The 13,394-nt window shown below is 67.1% G+C and carries 18 protein-coding genes, 1 tRNA gene and 1 pseudogene; 6 read left to right on the forward strand and 14 right to left on the reverse strand.

The window, feature by feature from the left end; all coding sequences use genetic code 11:
- Nucleotides 1-182: 182 nt before the first annotated feature.
- From ACZ4N5_RS42630 to ACZ4N5_RS42640, 3 genes and pseudogenes are all read left to right on the forward strand, one after another.
- Nucleotides 183-305: pseudogene (locus ACZ4N5_RS42630) on the forward strand (IS5/IS1182 family transposase); the annotation flags it as partial.
- 446 nt (nucleotides 306-751) lie between these two features.
- Nucleotides 752-937 carry a hypothetical protein gene (locus tag ACZ4N5_RS42635; RefSeq protein WP_467762352.1) on the forward strand — a complete coding sequence of 62 codons (186 nt, stop codon included), beginning with the start codon at nucleotides 752-754 and terminating at the stop codon, nucleotides 935-937.
- A gap of 160 nt (nucleotides 938-1,097) precedes the next feature.
- Nucleotides 1,098-1,173: transfer RNA gene (locus tag ACZ4N5_RS42640), tRNA-Arg, on the forward strand.
- 76 nt (nucleotides 1,174-1,249) lie between these two features.
- On the opposite strand, the gene ACZ4N5_RS42645 is transcribed toward ACZ4N5_RS42640, so the two are convergent.
- From ACZ4N5_RS42645 to ACZ4N5_RS42700, 12 genes are all read right to left on the reverse strand, one after another.
- Nucleotides 1,250-2,407 carry a tyrosine-type recombinase/integrase gene (locus ACZ4N5_RS42645; RefSeq protein WP_467762353.1) on the reverse strand — a complete coding sequence of 386 codons (1,158 nt, stop codon included), beginning with the start codon at nucleotides 2,405-2,407 and terminating at the stop codon, nucleotides 1,250-1,252.
- Entirely contained in the window at nucleotides 2,407-2,595 is a 189-nt protein-coding gene (locus tag ACZ4N5_RS42650) for a helix-turn-helix domain-containing protein (protein ID WP_445072784.1), read from the reverse strand. The genes ACZ4N5_RS42645 and ACZ4N5_RS42650 overlap by 1 nt, the downstream gene beginning before the upstream one ends.
- A complete protein-coding gene (gene repSA / locus ACZ4N5_RS42655; RefSeq protein ID WP_467762354.1) occupies nucleotides 2,592-4,013 on the reverse strand; it encodes a replication initiator protein RepSA in 1,422 nt (473 codons plus the stop codon). The genes ACZ4N5_RS42650 and repSA overlap by 4 nt, the downstream gene beginning before the upstream one ends.
- Nucleotides 4,014-4,104: 91 nt before the next feature.
- The gene (locus ACZ4N5_RS42660; RefSeq protein ID WP_467762355.1) at nucleotides 4,105-4,422 is read right to left on the reverse strand and encodes a SpdD-like protein; all 318 of its coding nucleotides are present in this window, start codon (nucleotides 4,420-4,422) and stop codon (nucleotides 4,105-4,107) included.
- Between the two features lie 23 nt (nucleotides 4,423-4,445).
- A complete protein-coding gene (locus ACZ4N5_RS42665) occupies nucleotides 4,446-4,601 on the reverse strand; it encodes a hypothetical protein (protein WP_467762356.1) in 156 nt (51 codons plus the stop codon).
- A gap of 11 nt (nucleotides 4,602-4,612) precedes the next feature.
- Nucleotides 4,613-4,804, reverse strand: a complete 192-nt coding sequence (locus ACZ4N5_RS42670; protein ID WP_067314642.1) for a mobile element transfer protein — start codon at nucleotides 4,802-4,804, stop codon at nucleotides 4,613-4,615.
- 6 nt (nucleotides 4,805-4,810) lie between these two features.
- Nucleotides 4,811-4,996, reverse strand: a complete 186-nt coding sequence (locus ACZ4N5_RS42675; RefSeq protein WP_467762357.1) for a hypothetical protein — start codon at nucleotides 4,994-4,996, stop codon at nucleotides 4,811-4,813.
- Between the two features lie 17 nt (nucleotides 4,997-5,013).
- Nucleotides 5,014-5,727 carry a DUF2637 domain-containing protein gene (locus ACZ4N5_RS42680; RefSeq protein WP_467762358.1) on the reverse strand — a complete coding sequence of 238 codons (714 nt, stop codon included), beginning with the start codon at nucleotides 5,725-5,727 and terminating at the stop codon, nucleotides 5,014-5,016.
- Nucleotides 5,727-5,930 (reverse strand): hypothetical protein, encoded by a 204-nt coding sequence (locus tag ACZ4N5_RS42685; protein WP_467762359.1) that lies wholly within the window; start codon nucleotides 5,928-5,930, stop codon nucleotides 5,727-5,729. The genes ACZ4N5_RS42680 and ACZ4N5_RS42685 overlap by 1 nt, the downstream gene beginning before the upstream one ends.
- An 82-nt stretch (nucleotides 5,931-6,012) precedes the next feature.
- Nucleotides 6,013-7,356 carry an FtsK/SpoIIIE domain-containing protein gene (locus tag ACZ4N5_RS42690; protein ID WP_467762365.1) on the reverse strand — a complete coding sequence of 448 codons (1,344 nt, stop codon included), beginning with the start codon at nucleotides 7,354-7,356 and terminating at the stop codon, nucleotides 6,013-6,015.
- Nucleotides 7,357-7,370: 14 nt separating this feature from the next.
- Nucleotides 7,371-7,727: an SCO3933 family regulatory protein gene (locus ACZ4N5_RS42695; RefSeq protein ID WP_266614483.1), complete on the reverse strand. Its 357-nt coding sequence runs from the start codon at nucleotides 7,725-7,727 to the stop codon at nucleotides 7,371-7,373.
- A 138-nt stretch (nucleotides 7,728-7,865) separates the two neighbouring features.
- Nucleotides 7,866-8,645: a GntR family transcriptional regulator gene (locus ACZ4N5_RS42700; RefSeq protein WP_467762360.1), complete on the reverse strand. Its 780-nt coding sequence runs from the start codon at nucleotides 8,643-8,645 to the stop codon at nucleotides 7,866-7,868.
- Nucleotides 8,646-8,663: 18 nt separating this feature from the next.
- Between ACZ4N5_RS42700 and ACZ4N5_RS42705 the strand changes: the two genes are divergently transcribed.
- Nucleotides 8,664-9,128, forward strand: a complete 465-nt coding sequence (locus ACZ4N5_RS42705; RefSeq protein WP_467762361.1) for an NUDIX hydrolase — start codon at nucleotides 8,664-8,666, stop codon at nucleotides 9,126-9,128.
- Nucleotides 9,129-9,410: 282 nt separating this feature from the next.
- Here ACZ4N5_RS42705 and ACZ4N5_RS42710 read toward each other — a convergent pair whose 3' ends face one another.
- Nucleotides 9,411-10,640, reverse strand: coding sequence for a hypothetical protein (locus ACZ4N5_RS42710; RefSeq protein ID WP_467762362.1), 1,230 nt, complete (start codon nucleotides 10,638-10,640; stop codon nucleotides 9,411-9,413).
- A 938-nt stretch (nucleotides 10,641-11,578) separates the two neighbouring features.
- On the opposite strand from ACZ4N5_RS42710, the gene ACZ4N5_RS42715 reads away from it, so the two are divergent.
- Nucleotides 11,579-11,902 carry a hypothetical protein gene (locus tag ACZ4N5_RS42715; RefSeq protein WP_467762363.1) on the forward strand — a complete coding sequence of 108 codons (324 nt, stop codon included), beginning with the start codon at nucleotides 11,579-11,581 and terminating at the stop codon, nucleotides 11,900-11,902.
- A gap of 94 nt (nucleotides 11,903-11,996) precedes the next feature.
- Nucleotides 11,997-12,398 carry a hypothetical protein gene (locus tag ACZ4N5_RS42720; RefSeq protein ID WP_467762364.1) on the forward strand — a complete coding sequence of 134 codons (402 nt, stop codon included), beginning with the start codon at nucleotides 11,997-11,999 and terminating at the stop codon, nucleotides 12,396-12,398.
- 19 nt (nucleotides 12,399-12,417) lie between these two features.
- Here the strand turns inward: ACZ4N5_RS42720 and ACZ4N5_RS42725 are convergent.
- Nucleotides 12,418-13,208 (reverse strand): IS5 family transposase gene (locus ACZ4N5_RS42725; protein WP_467762366.1). Its coding sequence is split into 2 segments (ribosomal slippage): nucleotides 12,418-12,891 and nucleotides 12,894-13,208, totalling 789 coding nucleotides; the frame shifts between segments, so codons are not numbered across the junction.
- Nucleotides 13,209-13,394: the final 186 nt, after the last annotated feature.

A 13,394-nucleotide genomic window follows, 5' to 3' on the forward strand; every position in this document is an offset into this window, starting at 1 on the left:
TATCCGTCCGGCAAAATATGGCCGGTTTTCGACTCCACCCAAGCGGCCTGCATGGGGCATAACCGAGTCCCGTCGGCTGCGACTGCCAGGCGAGGCAAGTTCCGGCGCCGGGGCGGCGAGTACGGCAGCATCCGCGGCGAGCAGGCACCCTCACCGACGAGGCGATCGGCAGCCTGCTCGCCCCACTCGCCCGGCCGGCACCAGGCGACAAGGCGGACGCACATGTCTGGCGCGAGTCGGACCTGCCGACCGTGGCGGCAGGCACGCCGGCGATCACGGACGGCGCCCACCTCGGCACCGCGGTCTGCCGGACTGAGTCCTCGGCCCAGCCCATGGCCTGCGCGCCATCACCTACGACACCGCCCTCCGCGGATCCCACCGTGCACCCCTTCATCGCGGACGGCCTCGTCGTCTTCACCACGCAGCACGGAGGACTCGCACCCGAGTCCCTCCAACGTTCGAGGACGGCCCCTGCCACCACGACCTGTACGTCGCCGAGGGCCGCGTCAGCGAACGTCTGATCACCGACGACGGCACCACTCACTCCACGCCGCTCCCCGTGGAAGAACTCGAGCGCCGCGAATCGAAGCGGACCCGCTTCTACCACCGGCTGACCATCCCCGTCGGGTGAAGAACCACACCCTGCGCATCCGAGTCGACGAAACCCCGGACGACCGCGAGATCGATCCCTCGACCAGGCGGCAGCGCTTCAACCGCACCAAGCACCTGAGGCAGATACCGCCGGACACCCATGCCGGCCGCCGCCTCAAGGGCTTCCGCCCGCACAGCGAGTCCCAGCACTCCCGCCTCGACCAGAGCCACCCCCACAAGAGAGTCCCTGCCTACGGGGCCGGCGGCCCTGCTGATCTACATCGGCTGCGCCTGGCTGAGCAACTACGTCTCCCGAGCCAAGATCACCCACGCGCTCGCCGCCTGAGCCGGTGCGCACATCTCCCCGCCCTTGGATCAGGTACCACCCGCTACACTGACGGCGGCGGCTATGCCCTCACGGGCTGCCACCACGACCTGTCGCCAAGCAAGCCTGAGCGGTCCGTCAATCCCGGCAGACTTTCAGACACGTTTTCCGACAGATCCCCGCCTTCGTAGCTCAGGGGATAGAGCACCGCTCTCCTAAAGCGGGTGTCGCAGGTTCGAATCCTGCCGGGGGCACCAGTTCAGAGGGGCCTCACCTACGGATTTCCGTAGGTGAGGCCCCTCTGACATCCAAATCTGACATCAACGGCGGCGGTCACTGACGACCGGGGCGCCTCCTGAGCAGCCGGTCCATGTGGCTCATGGCCTCGCGCTGGGTGTCCTGCACGACGTGCGTGTAGACGTCCATCGTGATGCTGATCTGAGAGTGACCGAGGATCTCCATCACGACGCGGGGCGCAACTCCGGCCGCCGTGAGCAGGGTCGCCGTGCCGTGCCGGGCGTCGTGAAGCCGGACGACGCGGATGCCGGCGGAGTCGGCGATGCGGGTGAAGGAGCGGTAGACGTTCCGCGGCTCGACCTGGCGACCGGTGCGGGTGGTGAAGACGTAGCCGGAGCCGGACTCGTGCCACTGCTCCCCCGCCTTGGCCCGTGCGGCGGACTGCCGCATCCGATGCCAGCGCAGCGGGGCGATGCACAGCGCGGGCAACGGGACGACACGGCGCCGACGGCTCTTGGGATCGTCGTCGTAGAGGACGCCACGACGGCGCTGGGTCTGCTGCCGGACGTAGAGGACCCTGTTGTCGAGGTCCAAATCCGACCACCGGAGACCGATGATCTCTCCGCGACGGAGCCCCATGGCGATGGCGAGCACGAAGGCCGCGTAGAGCGGATCTTTGCGGGAGGCGGCGAGGAAGTCGAGCGTCTCGTCCAGTGTCCAGGGCTTCAGCTCCCTGTTGTCCGTGCGGGGCGGCTCGACGAGCTTGGCGACGTTGCGCGCGATCAACTCCTCGCGGCATGCGGAGGAGAGGGCCGAGCGCAGAACTCGGTGTGATTCCTTGGCAGTTGCGGCGGTGGTGTCCCTCTCCAGTCGGACGAGGAAGCGACGGACGTCGGCGACGCCGAGAGATTCGAGCCGCTTCGCGCCGAGCAACGGCACCAGGTAGAGCCGGACGTGCGTCTCGTACTTGTCGTACGTGCTGAGCTTCCGCCGGGGCTTGATCACGTTGTCCAGCCAGTACGGCAGCCACTCCGAGAGCTTGGCCGACTTGGTCGGCACGGGCACTCCCTGGTCGACCTTGTCGAGCAGTTCGCGGCGCTTGGAGTCGCACTCGGCCCAGGTCTTGCCGTAGGCGAACTTACGGGCCCGCGTGCCGTCCGGCTGGAGTACGTAGACCGCGCACTGAAAGCGGCCGTCCTTGCGCTTGGTGATCGTTCCCGCGCCGTTCGGGTTGCGCTTGCGTTGCTGCGCCATCAGGCGGCCTCCTCGATCTGGCCGAGGACGAAGTCCGTGACGGCGTCGGCAGGGATTCGACGAGCCCCGTCGATCTTGATCGAGACGAGGCGGCGCGACCGGATCAGGTCGTAGACCTTGGAGCGCCCGACCTTGAGCCGGGTCATGACCTCCGGCACGGTCAGGAGTTCGGCGGTGGCGGTGGTCATGCGGCGACTCCCTCCTTGGTCAGCTCGGCGCGTAGGGCGTCGCGGGCGGTCTCCCGGTTGGTCTGGAGATCACGGGCGATGGTCGCGGCGAGCGCGGCTTCGCCCGGGGTGTGGCCGTGGCCGGCGTACTGCCAGTCGGTCAGGACGAGGACGGTGTCCGGCTCGCGGTCGTCGAGGCCGAGGACGGAGGCTTCCTGCGCGGCGCGATAGTCCGCGCGTTCCTGGCGGATGGCGCCGAGGGTGGTGGAGTACGTGCGCGACTTGGACGAGAAGTGCCCGCGGAAGCCGAGCATGTGCGCCCAGGCCCAGAGGCGCCGGTCCAGGTACAGGGCGTCCAGGTCGCGGCAGGCGGTGATGAGTCGACGGGTGTGGTCGGGGACGTGGTGACGGTCGAGTTCGGCGAGTTCACCGATGCGGCGGTCCAGGGTCCCGGTGTTCTCTGCGGCCTTGGTCGCGTACTTGGCCACGTACGAGGCGACCGCCTGTTCCGTGATGTCGGAGCCGTCTCCGAAGGCTTTGACCGGGCAGACGTCGAGCTGTCTTCCCCATCGGAACGTCCGGGCAGGCTGGTCACCGGCGGCCGGAACCGAGACGGACGTGTACGAGTGCGCGGCGGCGGCACGTACCGCGTCCGTGAGCAGGTCGACCGTGGCCCACGCGGGTGGCGGTGTTCCGGGCCCCTCGGGACCGTCGAGGCGTACGACGGCGTGGAAGTGGAGTGCGCCGCGCTTCTGGAACTCGGCGACCTTGCCGTACGAAACGCGCAGGTGGTCGGCGAGTTCGCGGCGGGGCAGACCGGCGCGGGCGGCGAGTTCGCGGCGCAGGCGGGTGGTGAAGCGCTGCCAGAGCTGTCCGGCGTGATTGTTGAAGAGGACCGCGCCCTCGTAGTCGTAGGTGCCGGGGTCGAGGGCAGTGCCCAGTTCAGGGGCGTCGGGGGTGTGGGCGGTGCCGCAGCGGCAGGCGCCGGTGTGGTCGGGGCGGTTGTGGACCGGGCCGAACGAGGGCGCGGTGAGGGTGGCGAAGACCCGGGGGTGGTCGCGGACGGTGGCGGGGACGTCTCGGCGGTCGTCTCCGGCGAGGCCGGCGCGGATCAGGTGGTAGGTGTCGCCCGCGTACGTCCAGGCACAGGAGGGGCAGCGGGAGGCGCGGCGGTTGCCGCAGGCGAGGCGCAGGCGTCCGCCGGGTTCGTTCTCGGTGGAGTAGTGGTGCAGGGTCTCGCCGGTGGTCTTGTCCTTGGTGAGAGTCCAGCCGGTCAGGTGGATCGGGTCGGAGCAGCCGCCGGTGCGGCGGACCTGGTCCTCCCAGCGGGTGTAGTCGGAGGCCGAGGCCACCCGGAGGATGTCGCCGAGGGTGATCGGGTCGAGCGGTGGGGCGGGCGTGGGTGCCTTCTGTGTCGGGGGTGAGGCCCGGTGGGCCATGCTGGGGCTTCCTTCCGGTTGCGAGATCGATCGGCGGGGACGGCTCCCGGGCGGCGGATGCTTGGCGGTATCGAGGCCGCCCGGGGGCCGGTCAGCGGCGCTTGGCGTCGGAGGCGAGCAGGGAGCGCAGGACGACCGCGCAGACGGCGACCGAGGCGCCGGTGATGGCGACCGCCAGGAGCAGCGAGACCAGAACGGCGCCAACGACCAGGACCACGGCCGTTCCGCCGCCCACGAGCGCGAGCGCGGTACCGGGGGTGAGCTGGACGACAGGGCGGGACGGCGCGGGCGCAACAGGGATGGGCTGCGGGACCGGTGCGCCCGGGGTGATGGTGGTCGGCTGGATGACGGCGGGCGGGGTGATGAGGCCGGTGGGCTGGGGCATGGTCGGGAACTTGGGCCGGAGCATGGGCGGTTCTCCTTCGCGGTGCGCTACTTGACGGCGGTGTTGATGGCGGGGGCGAGGACGCTGTCGGCGAGGAGGTAGCCACCGAGGAGGAGGACGGCGATGAGCCACCAGGGCGGGCGGATGAGCTTGACGCCGAGGTAGCCGACGGCGATCAGGGCGAGCCAGAGCGGGACCTGCACGGGGTGTCTCCTCAGCGGACGGTGCAGCGGTGGGTGCGGGCGGCGAGTTGAGCGGCGGTCTGGCTGGAGTAGTCGGCGGACCAGCCGCAGCGGTCGGCGGTGCAGACAGCGGCGTGCATGGTGCGGCCGTTGCGGTCGCGGTGGGTCCCGATCTGCACGGGGCCGATCCGCATCAGGGAGTGGAAGTTGTCGCGTGCGGGCATGTCGGGTCAGTCCCTTCGGGTGGTGGGGTCGGGGTACCGGACGCGGATGTTCCGGGCGGTGACCGGGTCGTCGACGCGTCGGGCGGCTTCCTCGGCGAGCAGGTGGGCGAGGAAGGAGCGTCCGGACGCCGCCATGTCCCGTGCCGCGTCGAGGTAGTCGGCCGCGGTCAGGTCGGCCGGGTCGGAGGTCATCTCTGTTCTCCTTGCGGTCAGTTGAGGTGTGTGGCGATGGCGTCGGCGAGGTGGGGCGGGACGCCGAGGCGGGAGCGGAGGGTGTCGGGGTCGATCGGGGCGCCGGTACGGGCGCGGTACTCGTCGGCGACCTTGCGGGCGTGGTCGACCAGGACGGCCGGGATCGGCGGAGCAGAGGCCGGGACGAGAGCCGGTGCCGGTGCCGGGGAAGTGGCGACTTCCACTGCGGGGACAGCGACCGCGGCGGGCTCGGGCAGGGATTCCGCGACCGATGCGCGTTCGGTGTCCAGCAACGGTTGTTCGTCCGAGTGCTCGGGATCCTGCGGCGAGGCGACCGGGGTCGGCGGTGCCGTCTGCGGCTCCGGGGCCGCAGAGTGGGCGAGGAGCGTGCCGCCGAGGAAGGCGAGGGCCGGCCATCCGGCGATGCCGAGGCGGAGCAGGGCGGGCGGGTCGGCCAGGTCGAGGAACCCGGCGGTTGCGATGTTGGCACCGAGCGAGGCGAACAGCGCTACGACGAACCAGCACCAGGCCAGCCGGGACGGTCCCTCGCTGCGCAGCCTCCGCCAGGCGGCGACGAGGAGCAGGTCGACACTGATCGGGTAGGCCCATGCCTTCCAGCCGTTCTGTCCGGCAGCGGCGGCCAGGTCGTGAAGGTGGGCGAAGGACAGGGCACCGGCGATCCCGGCCTGAATCAGGACCGCGTCGACCCGGAGGCCGTGACGGGCGCCCATCAGACGTCGCCCGGATAGGCGGGGCCGTCGTCGAGGTCGTAGTCGTCCGGGAACGCGCCGGGCGGCGGCTCGGGCAGCGAAACGGCGAGGGATGGGCTGACGGCGTCCACGAAATCGAGGTCGGCGCCGGCCATGTCGGCGTACAGGGCGAGTTGGCCGAGGAGGAGCACGGTCCGGGCGAAGTCCTCGCAGTTCGGGCACATGGCGGGTCTCCCTTCTTTGGGCATGGCGGGGGTAGGGACTTGGCACGAAGGCGGTCGCGCCGACCGTGGGGTAGGGCAGGGATCAGACGGTGATCGAGGACGCCTTGACCAGCGGCACGGGCTCGGCGGCGATGCCGGGGAGAGCGGGCCGGAACGGTGCCAGTTCGGGCAGGTCCGGGGTTCGGTCGGCGTGCCGGTTGCAGATGTTCACGGCCTGGCGGAGCGAGGTGTGCGGGGCGCGGATGCGATGCCACCCGCCGGAGGAGTCGCCCGCGATCGCGATGCCTCGCGTCTCTGCCGGGATCTGGATCGCGGCGAGGACCGCGTCCGGAGAGATGTCACCGAAGGCCATATTGGCCGAGGTCTCGTCGTTGACGCGATGGGCGGTACGGCCGGTGAGCTGGGCGCGAAGCATCGTGATGCCCTTGCCGAGTTCAGAGCCGAAACGCTGCCCGCAGATCTCCAGGTAGATGCCGGCAGCCCGGCCGAGCTGGGCGAGGCGGACCAGGGCGGTGATGATGCGGTCCCGGCGCTTCTCCTCCTCCTTGCTCGCGTACAGGGCGAGTTCGGCGACCTCGTCGACCAGGACCACGACCGGGACCGGGCGCAGGTCGTCAGGCAGGTCCCAGATGTCGGCGGCAATCTCCGCGTCCGGCACGTCGGAGGTGATCCGCTGCTGGGACCGGATGAGCTGATAGACGTGCCCCATCCGGACCACGAGCGCTTCGAGCACTTCCGCGGCGGTGTCGGGATCGTCGGCCAGCGCGGAGAACCGGCGGGCCAGGGGGAACAGTTCGACCCCTTGCTTGCAGTCGATGCCGACGAGGGCGACGTCCATCGGGGCGAGTCCCGCGACCAGGTTGCGCTGGTAGACGGACTTGCCGGACTCCGTGGCGCCGAGGGTGAGGGCGTGGGGTACGGCCCGGTAGTCGCGGTAGTGCACCGCCCCGTCCTCCCGCAGAGCGACCGGTACCCGCATCGGCCGGTGACCGGTCTCGGCCGGCATCTGCACCCGCTTGAGCACGTCGTAGCCGGTCATCCGCACCTCTACGACGCCGGAGCGCAGCTCACGCGAGGTCACGCCGTACATCGAGAACGAGTGCCGGAGCCGGTCCGAGGCGGCGGCGACGTCGAAGGCGTCCTGCCCGGGGCGGAGCTTGAGTCTCAGGACCAGGCCGGTACGGGTCGGCCGCAGCCGCAGGATGCGCGGCGGATGCGGCTCTGGTATCGGCCGGTTGGCGGCACGGGCCAGGGCGAGCCGCCAGCGCGAGGGCGGGACGGTCAGCCCGCACGCGTCCATGACCGAGCGGTAGCGGATCAGGACCCGTAACACGGCCAGCGTGACCCCGAAGGTCAACCAGTACCAGGCGGGGCGCCGCCACCGCAGGAGACCCACGGCAGCGACGACCAGCACCAGAACGACCATGAAGTCGGCCACGATCAGGCCGCCTTGGACCCTGCGGCAGCACCGACGAGCGAGGTGACCGCGACCGCGCGGAACGCGATCCCGTGCCGCCTCTGGCCGTTGAAGTCGTTCTCCCAGGGCCGGGCGATCAGGCCCGTGAGCGCGACCGGCGTGCCCATGGCCAGCTCACCGGAGATGCCCGGCTCCGGCACGGTGATGGACAGGATTTCCACCTCCTCGTTCGCCGCGAACATGACGTCCACGGTCATCAGCCTCGCCCCGGTCTCCGTGTCGGTGGCGATCTCACCGGTACGACGGTCACGCACCTTGACCTGCGGGGACTTGGCGACCATCACGACCGCGCCGGAGGTGTCGACGGGAATCTGACGCACAGAACTCACTCCTCTACAGATGCTGCACTCCGTCACTCATGTATAGGAGTGGCATGAAGAAGAGTGCCCCACTCCTGTACATGAGTCAACCCGCCACGAAGAGGAACTCGCGGCGGGTTGCGGGATGCTGAGCGGGCGTCAGTCCTCGGCGGGGATCCGGTACTCGAAAACGAACTGGTCAGCGGCCATGAGGGTGTCGCACACCTCGACCACGAGACCCGCGGTCGTACGAGCCTCCCGGATCAGGTGAACCACCGGCGCACCCGGGCTCAGCGCGAGCTCCGAAGCCTCCGCCTTGGAGGCCGGCCGCGCCTGCACCGTCTCGACAAACTCGGCGAACTCATGCCCGTGGTCTTCGAGTCGGGCGTAGATGCCGCCGCCGCCGGGATTCTCGGCGAACAGCTCGGGGATGTCCTTCACGACGTCCCAGGGCAGATAGGACGTGGCGGTCTCGACCGGCGTGCCGTTGCGGAAGTAGAGACGCCGACGGGCCAGCACCTGTGTGCCGACGGGGACGCCCAGCCGTTCGGCGGCATCCTCGGGCGCCTCAAGGGGACCGATGTAGAGGACGCTGACCTTGGCGGTGGCCCCAGACTGCGCGGATTCCGCGAGATAGGCCGCCTGCCCTCCCCGCCGGAGCGAACGCCGGAAGCGATCAGAGGAACGGTGCCGCACCGGAGGCCGGTCCTTCACGATCGAACCCTTGCCGTGCCGGGTCTCGACCAGCCCACTCGCCCGCACCTCGACCATGGCCTTACGAATCGTCCCGCCGGCGACGCCGTAGCGCTCCACCAGCTCCGATTCACTCGGCACCATGTCACCGGGCTTCAGAACCCCCGCTCGGATCTGCTGCACGATCTCGTCCGCGATCTGTACGTACCGAGGCCCGGAACCGACCCCTCCCGCCGCAGTTCCCATAGTCCTTCCCTGCCTCCTATGCTCCTTTACATGAGTCAATCACAGGAAGCGGCACCCTCCCCCCTGCACTCCGTGTCCGTGGCCGGAGTAGTGGTGCGCGAGGACGGCCGCCTCCTGGCCATCCGTCGAGCCGACAACGGCACCTGGGAGCTCCCCGGCGGCATCCTCGAACTCGACGAGACCCCCGAGACCGGCGTCGCCCGCGAGGTCCTGGAGGAGACCGGCATCCACGTCGAGGTCGACGAACTCACCGGCGTCTACAAGAACATGACCCGCGGCATCGTGGCCCTGGTCTTCCGCTGCAAGCCCTCCGGCGGCACCGAACGCACCTCCAACGAGTCCCTGGCGGTCTCGTGGCTCACGCCCGACGAGGTCAGCGAGCGCATGTCCGAGGCTTTCGCCATCAGACTCCTGGACGCCCTGGACGACAACGGCCCGCATGTACGCAGCCACGATGGAAAGCGCCTCATCCCAGCGGGATAAGACCTTCTCTCCATCATCAAGGCGGCTCGCTCCGCTCCCCGCGCGCGGCCCGGCCCCCGGCCGGGCCTGCGCTCCAGTCTCCGCCCCGCTCCAGCCCGGCCAGCGCCCGTGCCGCGCTCATAGCTCAGCCACCTGATACCAGAGAAAGGGGGCTGCGGCTGATTGGCCGACAGGCGTCCGCCAACGAATCGGCCGCTGATTAGGGCATGCGATCCCGTCGCTGACGGATGCGTTGATTCAAGGCGCATCTCTGCCATCTCTTTTAGTTAGCCTCTGCCGGAGTTACGGGTCCAGCCGATACTCCGCCACAGACTCAATGGTTTCATCACGGATCAAAGAATCAACCGCCTCCGCTTCACGCTTCGCATCTTGCAGCCTTTCCGCAGAGAGATACCGCGTCTCCATACCTGGCGGCGCACCATCTGAAATTTTTGTCACCCTGCGAGCAAGCGGACGGTCCCCGAGCACTTCGCGCACCAAGCTCTGTTTGGGGAACTCCATCTGAGTACAGAGGTAGAAGGCGCCGGCATCCCTATCTTCCTTAGGGAGCTGACACTCGCTTGGCTTCGAATAGCCGGTATGAGTAAGAACGGAGAGGTTGACAGTTAGGCGAACTAGATCTTGCTTATTCGCGGAAGCGTCAAATACGAACACACTCGACCATTTCTGCCCCGGAGCCAAGGAGGCGCCAGCTGGAATAAGTCGGTCAGCCCTCAAGACTGAACTATACTTTCCATAATGAAGGCCATTCGGGCTATTTTCATTTAGTGCGTTGAGGACATCATGCACCCGCATAACCTTAGCAGGCGCGATGCGGTACCCGATGGCCGTGTATGTCGCCCCCAGTACATCGACCGCTGCAGTTCCGTTATTTTTAAGGGTCATCGACGCTTGGAGGCGCTCAACATCTCGCAGGGAATTCAACTTCTTGATACTCACCGCCACATCCACGCTTGGGCGATCATGAACGGGCTTATAGAAGCTTAGATACCAGAATTGCACCGCTCCCGCCAAAGGAAGAAGGGAACCAATTGCAATCCAACCGAATTCGATGTGTCCGTGCGCCAAGCCGAAAATGACGCCAATTACAGCGTAAAGCAGCAGAAGGACTGCGATGCTCAGGATTAGATTATCCATCCATGTATCGCGAATGGGGCTGCGGAGCTCGATCCAAACCGGAATAAAGAGCATCGGAATTGCAGCGGCCTGTGCGATCGGCACGATCTTGAGCGCCCAAGGATCAACGCCTGGCCCCTCGCGATATACAATGCGCACGGCAGCGAGATTGAGCAAGCCAACTGCGAATCGGAGAACTGCCGTAAATGCCTGCGCCCCTGGGTAAAGACTCACATCAATTCCGGCACTGAACAGAAAAATCAGACCATCTACCGTAAGTACGCTTAGAAGAATTCGGGGCAGCCATACTACTGGGTATCGGATCACATCTGTCGCGACGATCCCAAAAATCGCCAGGGCAGTGAGCAGCTGAATCCAGAAAATGAGTCCCGGCATACCGAGATGCTAGAACAAGCTGGAGTACGTGTTGGCCTGCCACGCTGGCAGGTAAGGGATTAGCCACAGCGCAGGCCAGACCATAGACCGCTGACATTCGGTGCGCGACAACGGATAACCCTTATTCGTCGACACCATCGCAGCTTCCCATGCGGGGGTTCAGACGGCACGGGCCGCAGCCGTCGCGACTTGCTACGGTCGACACGAACCTGTAGCGCGGCTGAGGCCGGTGGGTGCAGCTAGGCATACGCGTGCCTGACCGGTCGGCGCCCCTGCCATTGTGGCTGACTGTCGTCGGCTAGGGCTCAAGCGAACCGCTAATCAGGCTTCGCAGGTACCTCGGCCGTCCGCCCAGGTCTCGGTTCCCAGCCGTAAATGATCACAGCTTTTCAAGCTGAGAGCCTTTATGGAGTCGGACCCGGATGTGCCCTACGGCCCGGTTGGCGCGGCTTGCTCTGATCGACGACGCGGCAGCGTGGCTGAGGCCGGTGGGGGTACAACGAGGCACACGCGTGCGTGGTCGGGTCGGCGCACCCGCCGTCGTGGCTGACTGTCGTCGGCTGAGGTTCAGGCGGTCCGCATCGAAGGTGCCCGCCGTCGGCCAACCGGCCGGACCGTAATGATCAGTCCTGGGCCGCCTCTGGGCCGTCCGAGGTCCCCTGAGGTCACCCAACAGCGACCGACAGTGACAGACGAGCACTAGCCGTCAGCCTCGAAATCCCAGGTCAGCCGTCCCCAGCCGAATGGCTTAACGCCCAGGGGTAGACCTCAGGCAAGATGGGTGTTTCTTTCCGCCGGGCGGGGAGGTGCAGCACGCTCAGGTGCCAGCACCGTTCCGTCGCAGGTCAGCGACGTTCCCAATTCTGCGGAAGGGAAAGTCTGCACTGGAACGCCAGTCGGTCATCCCCCGCCGTATACCGCACAGGAGTGAACCACTCTTGAACGAGCAGACTTTCGCCGATCTGGCCAGCGAACTCATGCGCTCAGCCCTTGATTCCTGGCGAACTGGCAACCGACGTTTCGCTGTTTTCCACGCCGGATTGGGTTGCGAACACGTCCTCAAAGCTCTACTCGCACACCGCAATCCGCTCCTGGTCGCCGACAGCCAGACGGACCAAGCTCTGCGCTTCCGTGCCCTTGGCCTGGATGACAGGGATGGTGTCAAGCCGTTGACTGAAGCGCGCACCATCAGCATGGAGCGCGCCTTCAAGGACGCAGCGATCTTCATGCAGGGGCGGATGCCGGTCACTAAGAGCTCGTAACACGATCATGCGACCCAGCCCCAGTAGTCGTGGTGCAGCGTGGGAGCGTGGTCCTGCATTGTGGGCGATGACCTGTGTGGGGAAGAGGGCTTGGATGAGCGTGGTGTGGGCGGCGACGTCGCCAGAATCCGGACTGTTCCATCCGGTTGAGAGATGTTCAGAGGTGAAGGATCTGTCAGACCGCTTCAACGAACTGCGTTCCCTTGGTCAGGGATACGTCGAGGTTCGGTCGCCGAACAGGGACTTCCCGGTACTGATTCTGGCCTTCCGAGATGATCACGCGGTTGTCCACCTGATGAGTAGCACTGAACGGATGTCTCTCCTCGTAGGAGACGGCACCGTGCCCTCGGGTGCCGAGGTCGAAGTCCCGATCATGGACGACCTCGCCGCGTTCACGGGCGACTTTGTCCTGGATACCGATCGGGCGTGGGACCTGGTGCACGACTTCACTCAGACGCGGGCGGCTGGCCCTCTGGGTGAGTGGTGTGAGTTGTAGCTGAAAGCTCGTGACCCGATCATGATCGGTGCTTCTTCAGGCGCCTCCAGCAGATGACACCGCAGGCCAATGAGACGAATGCGTCGTGGAGTTCGGTGCGGCGTTCCCAGCGGACGGCGAGTCGTTTGAACTGGTGGAGCAGGGCGAAGGTCTGCTCCACGACGTAGCGGAGCTTGCCCATGCCCTTGATGTTCGGGCAACCCTTGCGGGAGATGACGGGCAGGATCCGGCGTTTGCGGAGTTCGTCGCGGTTGGGGTTGGAGTCGTAGGCCTTGTCGCCGAGCAGGGCTTCGGGGCGGCGGCGTGGTCGGCCGGGGCGTCCGGCGACGGGTGGGATGCCGTCGACCAGGGCGAGGGTCTGGGTGACGTCGTTGACGTTGGCCGCGGTGGTGATGACTTTGAGCGGGGTGCCGCGTCCGTCGCAGATCAAGTGGTGTTTGCTGCCCGTTTTCCGCCGGTCGACCGGCGACGGACCGGTGTCGGCGCCCCCTTTTTCGCGCGGATGTGAGAACCGTCCACGCACGCCCTGGACCAGTCGAGTTCGCCGGCCGCGTTCAACTCTGCGAGCAGGATCCGGTGCAGTCGGTCGAAGACTCCTGCCTTCTGCCACCGCCCCAGGCGCCGCCAGCACGTCTGTCCTGAACCGAACCCCAGCTCCAGAGGCAGGAGTTGCCAGGCTATGTCGTTGTAGAGGACGAACAGAATGCCCTGGAGACAGAGCCTGTCCGCCACCGGGCGTGGCCCCGGCGACCGCTGCGGCCATGGTGGCAGCAACGGCTCGATCAACGCCCACAACTCATCGTCCACGATCCACGGTCGAGTTCCCACACCCTCACGAACGGCCGAATCGACAGACCGGTCACGCCCAACCAGCACACTTCAACAAGATCGTGTTACGAGCTCTAACTGATCGTTTCAGAATGCCGTCCTGCGGAGACGCTGGCGGCCCATGGAACAATCCCTTCAGTCACGGGCTCTGGGGGGGGATGACTCTGT

The organism is Streptomyces sp. NPDC026500, from assembly GCF_055567635.1.

Coding starts and splice junctions, on each gene's coding strand:
- ACZ4N5_RS42690 (WP_467762365.1), bottom strand. CDS start 7,356: ATGGTCGTTCTGGTGCTGGTCGTCGCTGCCGTGGGTCTCCTGCGGTGG.
- ACZ4N5_RS42680 (WP_467762358.1), bottom strand. CDS start 5,727: ATGGGCGCCCGTCACGGCCTCCGGGTCGACGCGGTCCTGATTCAGGCC.
- ACZ4N5_RS42635 (WP_467762352.1), top strand. CDS start 752: ATGCCGGCCGCCGCCTCAAGGGCTTCCGCCCGCACAGCGAGTCCCAGC.
- ACZ4N5_RS42670 (WP_067314642.1), bottom strand. CDS start 4,804: ATGCCCGCACGCGACAACTTCCACTCCCTGATGCGGATCGGCCCCGTG.
- ACZ4N5_RS42720 (WP_467762364.1), top strand. CDS start 11,997: ATGAGCGTGGTGTGGGCGGCGACGTCGCCAGAATCCGGACTGTTCCAT.
- ACZ4N5_RS42700 (WP_467762360.1), bottom strand. CDS start 8,645: ATGGGAACTGCGGCGGGAGGGGTCGGTTCCGGGCCTCGGTACGTACAG.
- ACZ4N5_RS42645 (WP_467762353.1), bottom strand. CDS start 2,407: ATGGCGCAGCAACGCAAGCGCAACCCGAACGGCGCGGGAACGATCACC.
- repSA (WP_467762354.1), bottom strand. CDS start 4,013: ATGGCCCACCGGGCCTCACCCCCGACACAGAAGGCACCCACGCCCGCC.
- ACZ4N5_RS42710 (WP_467762362.1), bottom strand. CDS start 10,640: ATGCCGGGACTCATTTTCTGGATTCAGCTGCTCACTGCCCTGGCGATT.
- ACZ4N5_RS42685 (WP_467762359.1), bottom strand. CDS start 5,930: ATGTGCCCGAACTGCGAGGACTTCGCCCGGACCGTGCTCCTCCTCGGC.
- ACZ4N5_RS42705 (WP_467762361.1), top strand. CDS start 8,664: ATGCTCCTTTACATGAGTCAATCACAGGAAGCGGCACCCTCCCCCCTG.
- ACZ4N5_RS42660 (WP_467762355.1), bottom strand. CDS start 4,422: ATGCTCCGGCCCAAGTTCCCGACCATGCCCCAGCCCACCGGCCTCATC.
- ACZ4N5_RS42650 (WP_445072784.1), bottom strand. CDS start 2,595: ATGACCACCGCCACCGCCGAACTCCTGACCGTGCCGGAGGTCATGACC.
- ACZ4N5_RS42675 (WP_467762357.1), bottom strand. CDS start 4,996: ATGACCTCCGACCCGGCCGACCTGACCGCGGCCGACTACCTCGACGCG.